At 47.8% G+C, this 18,124-nt stretch carries 14 protein-coding genes; all 14 read left to right on the top strand.

Annotated elements, in window-relative coordinates; genetic code table 11:
* Window positions 1–197: 197 nt before the first annotated feature.
* The 14 genes from B9N86_RS16560 to glnA all read left to right on the top strand — a co-directional run bounded on the left by B9N86_RS16560 (window position 198) and on the right by glnA (window position 18,083).
* A complete protein-coding gene (locus B9N86_RS16560; protein ID WP_208914268.1) occupies window positions 198–1,406 on the top strand; it encodes a putative amidoligase domain-containing protein in 1,209 nt (402 codons plus the stop codon).
* Between the two features lie 58 nt (window positions 1,407–1,464).
* Entirely contained in the window at window positions 1,465–4,242 is a 2,778-nt protein-coding gene (mutS, locus tag B9N86_RS16555) for a DNA mismatch repair protein MutS (RefSeq protein WP_208914267.1), read from the top strand.
* Between the two features lie 72 nt (window positions 4,243–4,314).
* Window positions 4,315–6,345 (top strand): DNA mismatch repair endonuclease MutL, encoded by a 2,031-nt coding sequence (gene mutL / locus B9N86_RS16550; RefSeq protein ID WP_208914266.1) that lies wholly within the window; start codon window positions 4,315–4,317, stop codon window positions 6,343–6,345.
* An 18-nt stretch (window positions 6,346–6,363) separates the two neighbouring features.
* Complete coding sequence (locus B9N86_RS16545; protein WP_208914265.1) at window positions 6,364–7,149, top strand: class I SAM-dependent methyltransferase; 786 nt, start codon at window positions 6,364–6,366, stop codon at window positions 7,147–7,149.
* A complete protein-coding gene (gene miaA, locus B9N86_RS16540; RefSeq protein ID WP_208914264.1) occupies window positions 7,133–8,110 on the top strand; it encodes a tRNA (adenosine(37)-N6)-dimethylallyltransferase MiaA in 978 nt (325 codons plus the stop codon). The genes B9N86_RS16545 and miaA overlap by 17 nt, the downstream gene beginning before the upstream one ends.
* A 23-nt stretch (window positions 8,111–8,133) precedes the next feature.
* Complete coding sequence (hfq, locus tag B9N86_RS16535; RefSeq protein ID WP_006209643.1) at window positions 8,134–8,373, top strand: RNA chaperone Hfq; 240 nt, start codon at window positions 8,134–8,136, stop codon at window positions 8,371–8,373.
* Window positions 8,374–8,520: 147 nt separating this feature from the next.
* Window positions 8,521–11,184 (top strand): PBP1A family penicillin-binding protein, encoded by a 2,664-nt coding sequence (locus tag B9N86_RS16530; RefSeq protein ID WP_208914263.1) that lies wholly within the window; start codon window positions 8,521–8,523, stop codon window positions 11,182–11,184.
* Between the two features lie 121 nt (window positions 11,185–11,305).
* Window positions 11,306–11,863 (top strand): ribonuclease FAU-1 family protein, encoded by a 558-nt coding sequence (locus B9N86_RS16525; RefSeq protein ID WP_208914262.1) that lies wholly within the window; start codon window positions 11,306–11,308, stop codon window positions 11,861–11,863.
* Window positions 11,863–12,519: a YdcF family protein gene (locus tag B9N86_RS16520; RefSeq protein WP_208914261.1), complete on the top strand. Its 657-nt coding sequence runs from the start codon at window positions 11,863–11,865 to the stop codon at window positions 12,517–12,519. Before B9N86_RS16525 ends, B9N86_RS16520 begins: the two co-directional genes overlap by 1 nt.
* 79 nt (window positions 12,520–12,598) lie before the next feature.
* Window positions 12,599–13,579 carry an AAA family ATPase gene (locus B9N86_RS16515; protein ID WP_208914260.1) on the top strand — a complete coding sequence of 327 codons (981 nt, stop codon included), beginning with the start codon at window positions 12,599–12,601 and terminating at the stop codon, window positions 13,577–13,579.
* A gap of 72 nt (window positions 13,580–13,651) precedes the next feature.
* Window positions 13,652–14,938 carry a GTPase HflX gene (gene hflX, locus B9N86_RS16510; protein WP_208914259.1) on the top strand — a complete coding sequence of 429 codons (1,287 nt, stop codon included), beginning with the start codon at window positions 13,652–13,654 and terminating at the stop codon, window positions 14,936–14,938.
* Between the two features lie 41 nt (window positions 14,939–14,979).
* Window positions 14,980–16,233 carry a methionine gamma-lyase family protein gene (locus B9N86_RS16505; RefSeq protein WP_208914258.1) on the top strand — a complete coding sequence of 418 codons (1,254 nt, stop codon included), beginning with the start codon at window positions 14,980–14,982 and terminating at the stop codon, window positions 16,231–16,233.
* Window positions 16,234–16,314: 81 nt separating this feature from the next.
* Window positions 16,315–16,725 carry a MerR family transcriptional regulator gene (locus B9N86_RS16500; protein WP_208914257.1) on the top strand — a complete coding sequence of 137 codons (411 nt, stop codon included), beginning with the start codon at window positions 16,315–16,317 and terminating at the stop codon, window positions 16,723–16,725.
* A 29-nt stretch (window positions 16,726–16,754) separates the two neighbouring features.
* A complete protein-coding gene (gene glnA / locus B9N86_RS16495) occupies window positions 16,755–18,083 on the top strand; it encodes a type I glutamate--ammonia ligase (RefSeq protein WP_208914256.1) in 1,329 nt (442 codons plus the stop codon).
* Window positions 18,084–18,124: the final 41 nt, after the last annotated feature.

The following is an 18,124-nucleotide window of genomic DNA, read 5'->3' as shown; positions in this document are numbered from 1 at the left end:
ACTTAGTACAGCATATGCAGTGGGGGCGGTTTTGCAGAGGGCAAACGCCCTCTTTTTTTGCGAAAGTTTGGGTTTAATTAAAAAAGGGCTCGGCAACATCATCGAAAAGGCTTCGATAGGAGCTTTTTTTACCGCTAAATGCGGTCTGTCTTCTTTGAGGTATGTCGATAAACGTTTTTCAAAGGGAGGGCTTAAGCTTGGCCAGGGTACTTGATGATCTTACTGATGTGTACACGACGGAAATGTTCTCTCCTGAAAAAATGGATGCCAGGCTTAGGCGTTCGGGGGTACCGAGCCGGATTATGCGCCCACTGAACAGGGATAAAAATCGCTATACAGCAAGATATCGGGTTAGGGTTAAGGGAATTGAATCAACTTCCGTCATGTTGTCTACGCGGGGCGGGAGCAGGGTTGGATGGGTAGATGGAGAAACACTTCCTGGAGGTCTTGAAGATGGTCTGCGTAAAAGAATGGAGAAAGCGGCCATCCGCACACTATATGTCTTAGGTACGGACCAGGGAGAGGTACAGATCGCTGCTCTGCCGGGAAGGCGTTACGCGGTAGAGCAGGTCATATTAAGTAAGGGGGCAGCTTCCTGCGAACGGAACCATAGCATGCAGAAAGATACCGCTTTTCTAATAGGCATGGACCCTGAATTTGTACTGATAAACCATGGGGGAAGTGTTGTGCCTGCTTCCTTATATCTGGAGCGTAACGGCACAGTTGGCAGCGACGCTGTGCGTGAGGGTGATGAAGTAAGTTATCCGCTCGCAGAACTGCGACCGGCGCCACAGCGTGATCCGGATGCTCTGCTGCAAGCCATGCGTCTCGCTCTTATGGAAGCTGAGCAATTAATAGTGGACCGTTCTCTGCTCTGGAAGGCTGGCGGACTGCCAGCTCCGGGGTTACCGCTGGGCGGGCACATTCATTTCAGCGGGGTTCCACTAACATTGTCTGTTTTGCAGTGTCTGGACAATTATCTTGCGCTTCCTTTAGCCATCCTTGAAGACCCGGCCAGCCGGGGCCGCCGCCCGCGTTACGGCTATCTCGGAGATTACCGCCTGAAGCCCCATGGAGGGTTTGAATATCGCACCCTTCCTAGCTTTCTCGTATCTCCTTTTATTACCAAGGCTTCGCTATATATGTCATACCTTATTGCTGTTCATCATGAGAGGCTGCGAGCCAGGCCCTTGAACCGGGAAAGATATCATAAGGCTTATTACGAGGGAAAACCGGAGGTCCTCCGGGAGTGCGCAGCTAAGCTGCATCAGGATTTTACCCTTCTTCCAGATTACGCTTCATACGCGAGGGTCATCGACCGGGTGTTTTCATATATAGCGGATGGGCGAACCTGGGATGAAAGCCGTGACATTCGTCCTCTCTGGAATATTCCGGCCATACCGTGACCTTCTAGCTTTTTCTGTTATAATAGAGGTTAAGCTTGAAACGGTATGGAGGTAAGTCATGGCAAAATATACGCCGATGATTGAACAATATTTAAGTGTTAAAGAACAGGCGCAGGATGCGTTTCTTTTTTTCCGTTTAGGAGATTTTTACGAAATGTTTTTCGAGGACGCCGTACTGGCGTCCAAAGAGCTGGAAATTACGCTGACCGGCCGTGAAGGAGGAGGCGCAGAGCGCATTCCGATGTGCGGTGTGCCGTATCATTCTGCCGAAGGATATATTCAGCGGTTGATTGAAAAAGGCTACAAGGTCGCCATTTGTGAGCAGATGGAGGACGCCTCTGCAACCAAAGGTATGGTGCGCCGGGAGATCGTCCGGGTTGTCACACCTGGTACGATTATGGACGGCAAGGTCGTCAGTGATAAATCGAATAACTACATGGTGTGTATCACGACTTACGGTGGTCTTATGGCGCTGGCGGCATGTGACTTGTCCACGGGTGAGCTTTATGTGACCTCTGTCCCTTCTTCCGAAGAATGGCTTCGTGATGAGATCGGTATCTATGAGCCGTCGGAAATTATAGGGGACAACAACCTGCTTGAGATCGTTTCTTCTCAGGCTTTGTCAACTAGCCGTCCGGTGCTTGCCACACCTTGGGATCGACGGGATGATAACCTTGTGCGCTCTCAATTCGGAGAAGCGGTATGGGCCCGATTGGATGAAGAGAGACGGGCATGTGTATCCCTGCTGATCGCGTATCTAAGTGAGACTCAGAAGCGCTCGCTTGGACAGCTTACACAAGTTTCTTCCTATGAACCAGGACAATACATGGTTCTGGATCCGTTCACGCGTCGCAATCTAGAGCTGGTGGAAACCGTGCGTGAGCGTTCCAAGAAGGGCTCACTGCTATGGCTGCTCGACCGTACGGAGACGTCTATGGGAGCGCGCTTAATGAGGCGTCGTATTGACAAACCGCTGCTCCAGCGCAGCCGTATTGAAGAGCGGCTTGAAGCAGTAGATTACCTGTATAACCAGTACATACTCCGTGAAGATTTACGGATGGCTCTGAAAGAGATTTATGATCTGGAACGGTTGGTGGGACGGATTGCCTTCGGAAGCGCGAACGGCAGGGATTTGAATGCACTTAAGCTTTCTTTGCGGCAAATTCCAACGCTTAAGAGTCTGTGCGCCGAATCGGGATCCTTAACACTGCAGAAGCTGGCAGAGGCTACTGATGTATGCGCTGATCTGTGTGAGTTTATTGAGGAATCCATAGTGGATGAACCTCCGGTGTCCGTTCGAGATGGCGGCATCATCAAGACGGGATATCATGAACGGTTGGATGAGCTGAAGGAAGCCAGCACGAATGGCAAGCGCTGGATCGCTGAGCTGGAGGCCAGAGAGCGGAATGCTACAGGGATTAAGTCTTTGAAGATCGGCTTTAACAAGGTGTTTGGTTACTATATAGAGGTGACGAAATCCAATATTTCCTCACTACCTGAAGGCCGTTATGAGCGTAAGCAGACACTGACGAACGCAGAGCGGTATGTTACTCCTGAACTGAAGGAAAAGGAAGGGCTCATTCTGGAAGCCCAGGAGAAGATGGTGGATCTTGAGTATGCGCTGTTTACAGAGCTTCGGGACAAGCTGAACACCCAGATCGCAAGACTGCAGGGGCTGGCTGAGAAGATTGCGGAGATCGATGTATATCAGTCACTAGCGGTTGTTAGTGCAGAGCATCGGTTCGTTAAGCCTGAACTCATTGAAGGCTATGATCTGACGGTCGAGGGCGGACGCCATCCGGTAGTGGAAGCCGTGATGAAAGATACGTCCTTTATTGCCAACGGAACCGAGCTCAAAAAGGACGGCTCTTCGATTTTGCTCATTACCGGTCCCAATATGGCTGGAAAAAGCACATACATGCGTCAAGTGGCATTGGTGTCTATTATGGCGCAGATCGGTTGTTTTGTTCCGGCTGATGTAGCTGTTTTGCCTTTGGTTGACCGTATTTTCACCCGGATTGGCGCAGCTGACGACTTGATCGGCGGGCAGAGCACCTTCATGGTGGAAATGGCAGATATTCAAGTGATGACGGAGAAAGCGACACCGCGAAGCCTGATCATTATTGACGAGCTGGGCCGAGGTACTTCTACAAGTGAAGGTATGGCAATCGCGCAAGCTGTTATTGAATATGTACATGATCATATTGGCTGTAAAGCGCTTGTCTCCACTCACTTTCATGAGCTTGCCCACCTTCAGGAGAGTCTTTCGGGACTTCGGAATTACTCCATGGCGGTACAGGAGAGCGGAGATAAGGTTCATTTCTTGCGGAAGCTCATTCCTGGTGCAGCGGATAGCAGTTATGGCATATACTGTGCCAGATTGGCGGGACTTCCTGGCAGCATTATCGACAGAGCTTACGGCCTTCTTCAAGGGTTGGAGCAAGCTTCTTCGGCTGCAGTAACAGGGGATGGCAGTCTGTCATCTGCGTCTCTTACCGCTTGTACGGCCGCTGAGTCCCTCTCTAAAGAACATGCCGCAGATTATGAAACGGATAAGGTTCAAAATCTTATTTCTCCATCGCAAAATTCCGAAGAATTAGACACATCCGGCGGCGGGAGTGCTGTTGTACAACTGTCTATTTTTGGGGATGAAGAGTCCGAATCGGTTAAGACTTCCAAATCGTCAACTCAGAACGTGTCAGCAGCTCCTGCGGAGGTGGACCCCGAGGTAATGTGGATTATTGAAGCCGTAAAGTCCGTGGATGTTATGAACTTGACACCGCTGCAGGCCATGCAGATGTTGAATGATCTGAAGATGAAAGCTAACCATTTGTGAAATGTTATCTAAGGAATTGTGAAAGTAGGCAGTCATTCTGGCTGACCAAATATTTTAACGGAGGTAGGAACGATGGCCAAAATACACATATTGGACGAGCATATCGCCAACCAAATCGCTGCCGGTGAAGTGGTGGAGCGCCCTGCCTCCGTCGTAAAAGAGCTGGTGGAAAATGCGATTGATGCAGGAAGCACCAAAATCGACGTCGCTGTGGAGGAAGGTGGCCTGCAGAGCATCCGGGTCACTGACAATGGGAACGGCATAGATCCAGAAGATTGTGAAACGGCCTTTTACCGGCATGCGACTAGCAAAATCTCTCAGGGTCGTGATCTGTTTCAAATTACGAGCCTGGGGTTTAGGGGAGAGGCGCTTCCTTCGATTGCAGCGGTATCCAAAGTACGACTTGTTACCTCAAATACCCAAGACGGTCGGGGACGGCTGATCGAAATCGAAGGCGGTAATTTGAAAGCCAATGAGGAGACGGCAGCACCACAAGGAACTGATTTTGTGGTGAAGGAATTGTTTTACAATACTCCGGCAAGGCTGAAGTATATGAAAACCATCCAGACGGAACTGGGTCATATTTCAGATTATATGTACCGTCTGGCGTTATCCCGGCCGGATATCGCCTTTACCGTTCGGCATAACGGCAACACACTGCTTCAGACGCTTGGCAATGGGGATCTTCTGCAAGTTATTGCAGCAGTGTATGGTACCCAGTCCGCCAAAGCCATGAAGCCGATCAAGGCTGAGAATATGGACTATACGATTTCGGGTTACATTAGCCGGCCTGACTGGACAAGAGCAAACCGAAATGCCATGTCGTTTATTGTGAATGGTCGGTACATTCGGAACTACGGGCTGAGTCAATCTATTTTGCGGGGGTATCACACTCTGTTGCCGATCAACCGGTTTCCTCTGACGGTTCTGAAGTTTGATATGCACCCGTCGCTCGTTGATGTGAACGTACATCCATCGAAACTGGAGGTTCGTTTCAGTAAGGAGCCTGAGCTGTTTGCTTTTGCTGAAGAAGAGATTCGGAAAGTTTTAATGCAGGAGGTACTCATTCCACGTCCGGCTAAACAAAGCCTTGGTAAGGATGGGAATGCGTTCATTCAGGAACAGTTCCACTTTTCGAAAAACCATTCAGAGGGCGCACGCGGGAATGAATCTGCATCTGCGGCAGTCAATGGACCGCAAAGTGACATTGGCGGATCGGCGTTAACCTTTGCACAAAATGCCGAAAGAAACGTTGTAAATCCTGATGAAAAAAATAATGCCGGGTATCAAACGAGCCGTGCTCCAGAGCAGGTTGAGCCTTCAAGGAATACAGCGTCCCACGGATATGCAGGATGGACAGGAGGGGCGCCGGGCCCGGTCTCCCCACAAATGAGAGAGACAGCTGCAACAGCCTATCGTTCTGATTCCCTTACAGAAGGAAGACCGATGCAGAATCAAAGTAGGGTTGCAGTAACACAGGAGTGGCTGCAGGCTGCGGGAGGAGCTGCACCGGAGATTCCACCGTTTCCAGAGATGACTCTAATCGGGCAGCATCACGGCACATATTTGATTGCACAAAATGACACCGGGCTCTATCTGATTGATCAGCACGCTGCCCATGAACGGATCAATTACGAATATTACTACGAGAAATTCGGAATGCCGGCAGAAGCATCACAAGAACTGCTGCTCCCTATTACATTAGAATTTACACCTTCCGAATCGGAAAAGGTAAAGGAACGATTGCACTGGTTTGAACAGGTTGGCGTATATCTGGAGCATTTTGGAGGTCAGACCTTTCTCGTCCGCTCTCATCCGTTCTGGTTTCCGAAAGGCGATGAGAAGGAACTGATCGAAGAAATGGCGGAGTGGGTACTAAGTGAACGAAATATCGATTTGGCGAAGCTTAGAGAAACATCTTCCATAATGTGCTCCTGCAAAGCCTCTATCAAAGCGAACCAAAAGCTTACAGAACAGGAAGCCGAAACATTGATCCAGCGTTTATCCGACTGCAGGCAGCCCTATACGTGTCCGCATGGACGGCCAATCGTCGTTTCCTTCTCTGTCTATGATCTTGAAAAAATGTTCAAACGCGTCATGTAAAACAGCAAGGAGGAATTTATGATTATCACCACAGGAGAGGCGGAGGCGCCGGCTCTCGTAGAAAGAGCGAAGTCGATAGCGGAAGAAACAGGCTGTCGTTATGTTACGCGTGGCGGCCAATCACTAAGACGGCTCGCTTTAAGGACCGGGGATGAGGATGTCCTGGTTATATTAGACGGTCATGTCCGCTTGGGCGGTCCGGGGCGCTCCGTTTTGGAATTTCACCCCAGCATGGGATATGTCCGATTAAAGCGTGTGCTTCGCGGAGATCCGGATCCTATGATTGAAGCGACACGAATGGAAGAGGGAGACTCTGTTCTTGACTGTACAGCAGGATTGGGTGCGGATTCTCTAGTCTTTTCCGTAAAGGGTGGAGAGAGCGGGAGTGTAACGGCACTTGAAAGTTCGTTCCCACTCTATGTGTTCCTTAAAGAGGGACTTCGGACCTATGAAAGCAATATGCCAGCGAGTGATGAAGCTATGCGAAGAATTGATGTGAGGCATGGGCATCATTTGGATTATTTAAAAACACTGCCGGATAAAAGTGTGGATATTGTATATTTTGACCCGATGTTCCGGGAACCTTTGACAGAATCGGCTTCAATCAATCCGCTCCGGCATTATGCTAACAGTGAGCCACTTGACGAACAAAGCATTCTCGAGGCGATACGGGTTGCACGGAAAACCGTTGTGCTGAAGGAGAAGCGGGGCAGCAGAGAGTTTGCACGTCTTGGGTTTACCGTACCCGAGCGGGGCCAATCGAAAATTACGTACGGAGTGATATCCATTGACAGAACAATCTAAACCCAATCTTCTGGTATTGATCGGTCCAACAGCAGTAGGCAAGACAAAGATGAGTATTGAGCTTGCCAAAGCTTTTGGCAGTGAGATTATTTCTGGGGATTCCATGCAGGTGTACCGAGGAATGGATATCGGGACAGCAAAAATTTCTAAAGATGAGATGGAGGGTGTAGCTCACCACCTGATCGATATCCACGAACCTGATTATCCGTATTCTGTAGCAGAATTTCAGGAGCAAAGCGAGCGTTTGATCGGAGATATTACCAAGAGAGGCAACCTTCCATTTATTGTAGGAGGAACGGGGCTCTATATCGAATCTGTCTGTTACGGTTTTCAGTTCAGTGAAACAGGTGCAGATGAGGAATTTAGACAGTCACAATTTAAGTTCGCAGAAGACTATGGGGCAGAGGCATTACACCAAAAGTTGGAACAGGTAGATTCGAAAAGCGCTGAACGGCTGCACCCGAATGACCTTCGCCGTGTGGTTCGTGCTCTGGAAATATTTCACTTGACCGGAGCCACTTTATCCGCCCAGTTAGCCTCTCAAAAGAAGGAATCTCCCTATCATCTTTGCTTGGTCGGTTTGACAATGGACAGGCAAATGCTATATAACCGTATTGAAGAGCGCATCGATATCATGCTGAGTCAGGGACTTGTTAAAGAAGTCTCCGAGCTTATGGATAAGGGGTATGCTCCTGGCCTCGTATCTATGCAGGGTCTAGGTTACAAAGAGATCGTGTCTTATCTTCAAGGAGAATACAGCTATGAGGAAGCGGTGGAACTGCTGAAGCGTGATACCCGCCGATTCGCAAAGCGGCAGCTTTCCTGGTTTCGTCATATGAAGGACATCGAGTGGGTGGATGTCACCAATTCTGAAAATTTTTCTGCGAATTATGAAAAGATCCATGGTATAATAGCAGGAAAGTTTCTATCAAATATTGAATATACTTCAAAACAATTCTAATTGAACCATTGGGGGTACGGCTAATGAACAAGTCCATAAACATCCAAGATACGTTCTTGAACCAACTGCGTAAAGAGAACATTCCCGCCACGGTATACCTAACAAACGGCTTTCAGATTCGTGGGACGATCAAAGCTTTTGACAATTTTACTATCGTGATCGACAGTGATGGACGCCAACAAATGGTTTACAAGCATGCTATTTCCACGTTCATGCCGCAGCGAAATGTTTCCCTGATGCAGGACAACAACAACGATCAATAAAGTGGGTATTTTTAACAGAAACGATTAATCTGAAACTTTTTTGTGTATAATTCGTTTAGTTGTATAGGAGTGCAGAGAGCAACCTGAGAAGGTTGTTCTTTTCTTTCCAGGGAGTGAGAATTTATTAAGGGAGTCAGGAGGGGAACTATGGCTGGTAAAAATCAAGATCAAATGTCCAGGGTGAACAAAAACAAAGAGACCCCTAAGACAACAAAAAAAACTTCGAAAAAGAAAAAAGGTAGTCGAGGCAAACGAATCGGGTGGACTTTATTCTTCACGGCGGTTATCGCCATATTCTGTGCATTGGCTGGCTACTTGTTCATTATGGTTAGCGGTGAAAATTTGCTAGAACAGAACAGGGACAAGCTTACGGCACATGGAACGTCCAAGGTATATGACCGAAATGGTACGCTTATGGGTGAACTTTCGATTCAAAAAAGCGATCCCGTTAAAAGTGAAGATATACCGGAACAATTGAAAAATGCTTTTATCGCAACAGAGGATAGACGCTTTATGGAGCACAGTGGTGTTGACATCTGGTCCATCGGACGTGCTGCAGTAAAAGATATTATGGCTCGCTCTATGGTAGAGGGTGGAAGTACGATTACGCAGCAGCTTGCCAAAAATATCTTCCTGACACGGGATAAGACGTTTTTCCGTAAAGCTACGGAAGTGTCGATTGCATTGGCACTCGAGCGAAACCATACAAAAGATGAGATTCTGGAGATGTATCTGAACCGGATTAACTTCGGCGGACCTTATTACGGAATTAAAGCAGCTTCACAGCGTTATTTCGGAAAGAGCGATCTAAACAAGCTGGAACTGTGGGAAATGGCGACTCTGGCAGCCATGCCTAAAGGCCCTTCCAGGTACAATCCGCTTAAGAATCCGGACCTTAGCAAAGAGCGTCGCGGAGTTGTATTAACACTGATGCAGGACCAAGGCTATATCACGGCGGAAGAAGCTGAAAAGGCCAAAAAGGTAGATTACAACTATGAACCTCCGGTCAAGGAGCAGAAATATACCGCTTTTATCGATTATGTGATGGAGGAAGCCGAAGAGAAGTGGGGACTCACTGAGGATGATTTGAATATCGGCGGATATCAAATTTATACCACAATGGACGCGAATGCCCAGCAGGTGCTGGAAACCGAGTTCAACAATCCGGATAACTTTGAAAAAGGCTCAGATGATGCCATCATTCAAGGCTCCATGGTCATTATGAACCAGCACACAGGCGGAATTGTGGCTATGGCTGGCGGACGCGAATATCAACGCGGTGGCTTTAACCGTGCTACCGACAGTCGCCGACAGCCAGGATCGGCTTTAAAACCGATTGCTGTATACGCTCCTGCGCTAGAAAGCGGCAAGTTTACGAAGGACTCCAGACTGAGCAATCAGAAACAGTGTTTTGGCAACGGCACTTACTGCCCTCAGAACCTTCATGGGTACTCTAATACCGTAAGCATGCCAGAGGCGATTCAGCGTTCGGAGAACATCCCAGCAGTATGGACTCTGAATCAGATCGGCGTTAAGTCCGGATATGAGTTCACACAAAAAATGGGTATTAAGACAACGAAAGAGGACATGAACCTGTCGCTTGCTCTTGGCGGTATGAATTCCGGTACGAACACGTTTGAAATGACTCAGGCGTTCAGTGCGTTCGCCAACGGCGGGGAATTGAATGAAGCTTTTGCTATTAAACAAATTAAGAACAGCAGCGGCAAAGTCGTTCATGAGAATAAAGGCGGTAACAAGGAACGTGTGATGAGTGCACAGACGGCATCACAAATGACAGATATGATGCGGCGTGTCGTCCAGGACGGTACAGGGCGTAATGCAAGCATTAGCCGTCCGGTAGCTGGTAAAACGGGTACGACGCAAAGTGGTTATAAAGGCGTAAGTGGTGTGCGGGACGTATGGTTTGCCGGGTACACACCAGAGCTTACCGCAGCTGTATGGCTTGGTTACGACGAGCCTGGAAGAAATCATCTGATGCGGCAAAGCAGTCCGATGGCAGCTTCTTTATGGAGCAAGGTCATGGAGAAAGCCGTGCAGGGATATGAGGCGAAGGACTTCCCTACAACGAAGGCTCCAGAACCTGTCGAGGAAGAGCCGACGAAGGTTGAGCTTGAATCCGTACGAAACCTGACAGGCTCCTATGATGCGCAACTTCAGACTGTGAACCTGAACTGGAGTGCTGTGGATGGCAGCGGTATTCAATATCGTGTATACCGTAAAGAATCATCTGAAGCGAACTATACTCGGATAGTGGATGCGTTAGGTGGAACTTCGGCTGATGATATGGGTGCTATGGAAGGATTGACGTACAGTTATTATGTCACGGCCTATGATCCATCACAGGATGTAGAGTCGGAGCCTTCTAATATACTTCAAGTCGTTACAGCAGGAGTGGCACCACCGGAAGAAGAACCGGAGGAACAACCGGATGATAATGTAGAACCTGTTCCGCCAGAAGAAGGAACGGATACGGGAACTACGCCTGAAGAACCTGGAGACGGTCAGGGAACTGATACGGGAACTGGCCAGGGCAACGGACAAGGAAATGGACAGGGTGAAAGCGGCCAAGGTCAAGGAAACGGAAATGGCCAAGGCAACGGTCAAGGCAATGGCGGCCAAGGCAGTGGACAAGGAAATGAAAATCCCGGTGGAGGCGATACAGGCAATCCGGAAACTGGCGGAGATACCGGCGATACTGGCGGCCAACCATCCGAACCGGGAACGACCACGCCTGAAGGCGGAGAGAGCATTGACTATACTGCTCCTATAGAGCAGCAGAGCGTCGAGTAAATGATTTACAATGTAATCAGAATAGGATTGGAGCCTCTGCTTGCTGCAGAGGCTTCTTTCTTTTTGAGTGTGTAACTTAAATGTGGTAAGCTGAGGTTACGATATGGGGAGGAAAAGTTCCATGAAACGTAAATTCGGAGACCGGGCGAATTGGCGCCGTATTACCCGCCGGCACTTCACTTCCCGTTATGTGGAGTGTGATCAGTTCACGGGATATCTTACCTTGTATACAATATATGGCCTGAAAGAACCGCTATGGAAAACATATGGGCAGCATACATACCGCATTGCGGATAAGGGATACTCCTGGTTACAGTATTATCCAAAAGATAGTCATTTCATTGTAACAGCTATGTTCGACGACAAGCGCCAAATTGTTCAGTGGTATATTGACATATGCAAGAAGCAGGGTGTCACCGATCAGGGCGTTCCATGGTTTGATGATTTATATCTTGATGTTGTGGTAAATAAGGACGGTGAGGTATTTCTGTTGGATGAGGATGAATTGGAGGATGCGCTTCGGCGGAGTGACATCACCCGAGATGATTACCGGCAAGCTAAAGTTACGGCTCGCAGAGTGCTTCGGGCAATTGACGCGCATGAATTTCCTTACTTTATGATGTCCCTTGAGCATCGTGACCGTTTATTTCACAACGGAGAATTCAGGAGGAAGAAATAATGCGCCAATCTATGTTTACCGGGATGAAAAGCTCTAATTCTTCTAAAGGACGTCCTTGGTTGAAACGATGTTTGTATGGAGTGCTCGCTCTATTTTTGATGGGGATTGTATGGTCCACCTACGTGTATTATCAGATTAATAGAGCCGAAAGCACGGTAAAAGCTGAAGCGGATGTCGGAATAATATTAGGAGCTTCTATGTGGGGGGACCATCCTAGTCCTGGTCTTAGAGAAAGGCTCGAGCATGGACTCAAGCTTTATGAAGAGGGATTTTACAATTCATTTATCGTAACCGGTGGACTTGATGCACCTGGATTAAAGTATACTGAAGCCGAAGGCATGCGGAATTACCTTGTTGAAGCAGGTGTTTCTGAGAGTGATATTGTTTTAGAAAATGAAGCAACAAGCACTTATGAAAACCTGTTGTTCAGCAAGCGGATCATGAAAGAGCACGGATGGTCTTCCGCAATAATTGTAACTCATGATTATCACGGCACGAGGTCGTTGGAAGTTGCCGAGACGCTAGGTTATGAAAACCCCACAATGGCCTTAACCACATCTACGGTACTTCCAATGGCTAAGCATAAAGGTCGTGAGATTCTTGCTTATACAAAATGGACGGTGGACCGGTTCCTGATCACACTTGGGTGGAAGTGATGAAACTTCTAATAACCTGCTAATAAATAGAATACATTGGAATAGATAGTCAGCCCTTTGGATAAAGAGGTGAGGAGCTATGAACGGACGTGTAACGGCCGCCGGAAACCGGTCTGAGGGTCGGCCTTCCAGACAGATAAATGTCGTGCTCCGCAGTGCTGAACCCCCACTGGTCAGCACTGTAGTTCCCGAGCGCGAACCGGCCCCATCGCCGAGTCCATTGTCGCAGCACGGTCTATTTCAGGAAATTCAGAAGGAGCTCGACCAATTGGTGGGGCTTGATCAGATTAAAGAGCTGGTTTATGAGATTTATGCTTTACTACAAGTGGCGCAGATGCGTTCTGAAGCCGGGCTGTTAAGCGGCGGTCATGTGTTTCATATGATTTTTAAAGGTAATCCAGGTACAGGTAAAACAACGGTTGCACGTATTGTTGCTAAGCTGTTTCAAAAAATGGGCGTTCTAAACAAAGGACATTTGGTAGAAGTTGAGCGGGCGGATCTCGTGGGCGAATATATCGGACACACTGCTCAGAAAACAAGAGATTTGGTGAAGAAGGCGATCGGTGGTATTTTATTCATCGATGAAGCGTATAGCCTGGCCCGGGGCGGGGAAAAAGACTTTGGTAAGGAAGCAATAGATACGCTGGTAAAGGCGATGGAGGATCATAAGAATCAGTTCGTTCTTATTTTGGCCGGCTATTCGGATGAAATTGATTATTTCATGTGCAGTAACCCCGGACTTCATTCGCGATTCCCGATACAGATGGATTTTCCGGATTACAATATGGATCAGTTGATTCAAATATCCGAGCTGATGGCTAAAGAGAGAGATTATATTCTTATGCCGCAGTCCATGATTAAACTGAAGGAACATCTTCAGGCGGAAAAAGACAACCACCTTCATGCTTTCAGCAACGCCCGTTATGTTCGCAATCTGATTGAGAAATCGATCCGGAATCAGGCGGTACGGCTGCTGAATCATTATGTTGCCGGAAATCCGAGCAAGCTTGAATTAATGACAATTCGTCCGGAGGATTTTAAACTTGCGAACAAAGTGTAATTTGGAAGCTAGACACGACTTAATGCAGGTAAGCTGTTCTTGATGACATCAAAGATTAAAGGAGCAATGACTATGGCAAATGACATTCACGAGACGAAGACTAATTTACCGGATAAAGCTGTACTGGTTAGTCTTGTAACTGATCAAGTAAAGAGGTCAGGTATCAATACCGAACATTCACTTCAAGAGCTTGTTCAATTGGCTGAAACCGCAGGTGTTCAGGTCCTCGAGGTTATTACACAAAACCGTGAAACACCGGATTCCAAGTGGTTTATCGGAAAAGGTAAAGTGGAAGAACTCCGTATGGCTATTGACGGCTTGGAAGCCAACACGGCCATATTTGATCAGGAGCTGTCTGGAGCACAGGTTCGTAATCTGGAAGAAACTTTAGATGTGAAAATTATTGACAGAACGCAATTGATTTTAGATATTTTTGCGCAGCGTGCCAAGACCCGTGAAGGGATCATCCAGGTAGAGCTCGCTCAACACAGCTATTTGCTGCCGCGCTTGTCAGGCCACGGTAAAAACCTGTCACGGCTTGGAGGCGGTATAGGTACGAGAGGACCCGGCGAAAGCAAACTTGAAACGGACCGTCGGCATATCAGAGGCCGGATTAGTGACTTAAAACGCCAGCTGGACGAAATAACAAAACATCGTGTTCTGCACCGTGAGCGCCGGAAGAAGACCGGAGCGGTTCAAGTAGCTCTGGTTGGCTATACGAATGCGGGAAAGTCTACGCTGCTGAATCGTTTGACTGCAGCGGATGTTTATATTGAAAATAAATTGTTTGCTACACTGGACCCAACATCCCGAGTGTTAGAGCTGCCGAGCGGCAAAGAAGTCGTGTTGACCGATACGGTTGGATTTATTCAAAATCTGCCGCACGATCTGATTGCTGCGTTCCGTGCAACACTGGAAGAGGCCAATGAAGCAGATTTGATCCTGCATGTAGTAGATGCTTCCTCAGCAATGCGGGAAGATCAGATGTCCGTCGTACAGTCTATTTTGGAAGATCTTGGCGCGGCAGATAAACCTCAATTAGTCTTGTTTAATAAAAAAGACGCTTGTGATCCGGAGCAACTGGAGATGCTTCCTTCTGGCGAAGGATTCCTGAAGATCAGTGCTTATGATGAGAAAGATCTAGATTCAGTAAAGCATGCGATTCAGGAGCATCTTTCGGGAGGTAACGTAAAATTCCGCATTCCTGCGGATCGTGGAGATGTCAGCTCTACCTTATACCGGATTGGGGACGTTATCGAGCAGACCTTCGAAGAGAACGACATTATATATGAAGTCCGGATTAACAAAACGGATTATGACAAGATGGGTTATATGCTGAAGGATTATCTCGAACAGTAGTTGTGAAAATTATGAGAGAGACAGAGGAGAGACCGTACGAAATGGCTAGATTTTCGAAAGACATCGAAGAATTAAGTGGTTTGGCAGAACAAAAGATCGTAGAGAGTTTACGAGAAATTGACCGCATTGTTGACCGGAACCAGTGGAAGGTCATTGAAGCGTTTCAGCGGAGCAAAGTAAGTGACTTTCACTTCGCTGGTTCGACTGGTTATGCATACAACGACCGCGGGCGGGAAGTACTGGATGAAGTTTATGCTGACATATTCAGGGCCGAATCGGCCCTGGTACGTCCTCATTTTGCTTCCGGGACGCATACGATATCCACAGCTTTGTTTGGCGTTTTGCGCCCGGGAGATGAATTACTATACATAACGGGGCGTCCTTACGACACGCTCCACAAGGTTATTGGGGAAGAGGGAGACGGTACGGGTTCGCTGAAGGATTTTGGCATCGGCTACCGTGAAGTTAGTCTGCTTGAAGACGGGGGAATTGATTGGGACGGAGTAAGTAAAGCTGTAAACTCCGCAACCAAGGTGATCGGGATTCAGCGTTCACGCGGTTATGACTGGCGTTCCTCCTTTACAGTGGAAGAAATCGGTGTGATGGTGGACAAGGTTAAAGCTATCAAGCAGGACGTTATCGTGTTCGTAGATAACTGTTACGGAGAGTTCACAGAGGAGCATGAACCGACAGAGGTTGGCGTGGATTTGATGGCAGGTTCGCTCATTAAAAATCCCGGTGGCGGGTTAGCAGAAACCGGTGGTTATATTTGCGGTAAAGAGAAATATGTAGATCAAGCTGCATACCGATTGACAGCGCCAGGTATCGGCCGTGAAGTAGGTGCCATGTTGGGAACTACACGCGGGATTTACCAAGGATTGTTTCTTGCACCGAATACAGTAGGACAAGCCGTCAAGGGAAGCATATTTGCGGCTGCTATCTTCGAAGAGGTCGGTTTCGTGACCAAGCCAGCTTGGAATGAGAAGAGAACCGATTTGATTCAGGCGGTTTCTTTCTCCGGTCCGGAACATTTGATTGCTTTTGTTCAGGGAATCCAGCGGGCAGCTGCAGTAGACAGCCATGTGGTACCCGAACCATGGGATATGCCTGGTTATGAGCATCCCGTAATTATGGCGGCTGGAACGTTTATTCAGGGTGGAAGTCTGGAATTGTCGGCCGATGCGCCTGTCCGTGAGCCTTACATCGGATATATGCAAGGCGGTTTGACCTATTCCCATGTTAAGTATGGAGTGCTAATGGCACTGCAAACGATGAAAGAACGGAATTTGTTGTGAGATTTCCTAACATAGGGTTGACACATTAAAGCAGGAAATATACAATTGAACAGAAAAGATCACTTGGAAGGTTGATGGGTTATGGGTGATGAGATCCGGAGAAATATGGCTTTATTTCCAATTGGTATTGTCATGAAGCTCACCGATTTGTCCGCAAGGCAAATTCGTTACTACGAGCAGCACAGTTTGATCGTACCTGCGCGGACGTCAGGCAACCAACGGCTGTTTTCTTTTAACGATGTAGAACGTCTTCTGGAGATTAAAGCATTGATTGAGAAGGGCGTTAATATTGCGGGAATCAAACAGGTGATGAATCCGGTAACGAAGGAATCGGAAGAGGCAACCGTTATTACACCTGACACCGAGAACAGACGCAGGGAAATGTCGGAATCGCAGCTCCGCCGCCTGTTAAAACAGGAATTGATTACGGCTAAAAGACCGGGTCAAGTGTCTTTGATTCAAGGAGAATTGTCCCGTTTTTTTAATAAATAAACAGATCTTTTGTGAGGGAGAGGATAGAGTTGAGTTATTCGAAGGAAGATATTCTGCGCATTGCCAAGGAAGAAAACGTTAGGTTTATCCGCTTGCAGTTTACCGATTTGCTGGGAACGATTAAGAACGTGGAAATTCCAGTAAGTCAGCTGCCTAAAGCTCTAGATAACAAAATGATGTTTGACGGCTCTTCTATCGAAGGTTATGTACGGATCGAAGAATCGGATATGTATCTTTATCCGGACCTTGACACCTGGGTAATTTTCCCTTGGGTTTCCCAAGACCGTGTAGCTCGTCTGATCTGTGATGTTTACATGCCTGACGGCAATCCGTTTGCAGGTGATCCACGCGGCATTTTGAAGAGATGTCTGAAAGAAGCGGAAGAAATGGGATTTACGTCTATGAATGTCGGTCCTGAGCCGGAATTTTTCCTGTTCAAGACAGACGAAAAAGGCAACCCAACAATGGAACTTAATGACCAAGGCGGATATTTCGATCTGGCTCCTACGGACCTTGGTGAGAACTGCCGCCGCGATATCGTGCTTACACTGGAAGAGATGGGCTTTGAAATTGAAGCATCCCATCATGAAGTTGCTCCAGGACAGCACGAGATCGATTTTAAATATGCGAATGCTATTAAAGCAGCTGACCAGATCCAAACTTTCAAGCTCGTTGTCAAAACGATTGCTCGTCAGCACGGTTTGATCGCTACATTTATGCCTAAGCCGTTGTTCGGCGTGAACGGTTCAGGTATGCACTGTAACATGTCGCTCTTTAATGGTAAAGAGAATATGTTCGTAGATGAAAGTGATGAGTTGGGTCTTAGCGCGACCGCACGTCACTTTATGGCTGGTGAGCTTAAGCACGCACGTGCTTTTGCGGCCATTACCAATCCTACCGTAAACTCCTATAAGCGTCTCGTTCCAGGCTATGAAGCTCCTTGTTACGTAGCATGGTCTGCGAGCAACCGCAGCCCGATGATCCGTATTCCAGCTTCCCGTGGTCTAAGCACCCGTGTGGAAGTTCGTAACCCGGACCCGGCTGCTAACCCTTACCTGGCTTTGGCTGTTATGCTTAAAGCAGGTCTTGACGGAATCAAGCGCAAGCTTACATTGCCAGCTCCGATCGACCGTAACATCTATGTGATGTCTGAAGAAGAGCGTATCGAAGAAGGCATTCCTAGCCTGCCAGCTAACCTGAAGGAAGCTGTGAATGAAATGCTCCGCAACGAAGTCATCTGTGATGCACTTGGCGATCACGCCTTGGCTCACTTCTTCGAACTGAAAGAAATCGAATGGGATATGTATAGAACGCAAGTTCATCAATGGGAACGCGATCAATACATGACTCTGTACTAATAGCTGAAACCCTTGGCGCTCTAAGCGCTGAGGGTTTTTGT

This window comes from Paenibacillus uliginis N3/975, from assembly GCF_900177425.1.
Taxonomy (GTDB): Bacteria; Bacillota; Bacilli; order Paenibacillales; family Paenibacillaceae; genus Paenibacillus_AQ; species Paenibacillus_AQ uliginis.
Note: the sequence above shows the minus strand (reverse complement) of the source record. Positions and strands in the feature narration are given on the sequence as shown.

Excerpts from the sequence above, each read along its gene's own strand:
- mutS (WP_208914267.1), top strand. The coding sequence starts at position 1,465 with ATGGCAAAATATACGCCGATGATTGAACAATATTTAAGTGTTAAAGAA.
- mutL (WP_208914266.1), top strand. The coding sequence starts at position 4,315 with ATGGCCAAAATACACATATTGGACGAGCATATCGCCAACCAAATCGCT.
- B9N86_RS16545 (WP_208914265.1), top strand. The coding sequence starts at position 6,364 with ATGATTATCACCACAGGAGAGGCGGAGGCGCCGGCTCTCGTAGAAAGA.
- hfq (WP_006209643.1), top strand. The coding sequence starts at position 8,134 with ATGAACAAGTCCATAAACATCCAAGATACGTTCTTGAACCAACTGCGT.
- B9N86_RS16530 (WP_208914263.1), top strand. The coding sequence starts at position 8,521 with ATGGCTGGTAAAAATCAAGATCAAATGTCCAGGGTGAACAAAAACAAA.
- B9N86_RS16525 (WP_208914262.1), top strand. The coding sequence starts at position 11,306 with ATGAAACGTAAATTCGGAGACCGGGCGAATTGGCGCCGTATTACCCGC.
- B9N86_RS16520 (WP_208914261.1), top strand. The coding sequence starts at position 11,863 with ATGCGCCAATCTATGTTTACCGGGATGAAAAGCTCTAATTCTTCTAAA.
- B9N86_RS16515 (WP_208914260.1), top strand. The coding sequence starts at position 12,599 with ATGAACGGACGTGTAACGGCCGCCGGAAACCGGTCTGAGGGTCGGCCT.
- hflX (WP_208914259.1), top strand. The coding sequence starts at position 13,652 with ATGGCAAATGACATTCACGAGACGAAGACTAATTTACCGGATAAAGCT.
- B9N86_RS16505 (WP_208914258.1), top strand. The coding sequence starts at position 14,980 with ATGGCTAGATTTTCGAAAGACATCGAAGAATTAAGTGGTTTGGCAGAA.
- B9N86_RS16500 (WP_208914257.1), top strand. The coding sequence starts at position 16,315 with ATGGGTGATGAGATCCGGAGAAATATGGCTTTATTTCCAATTGGTATT.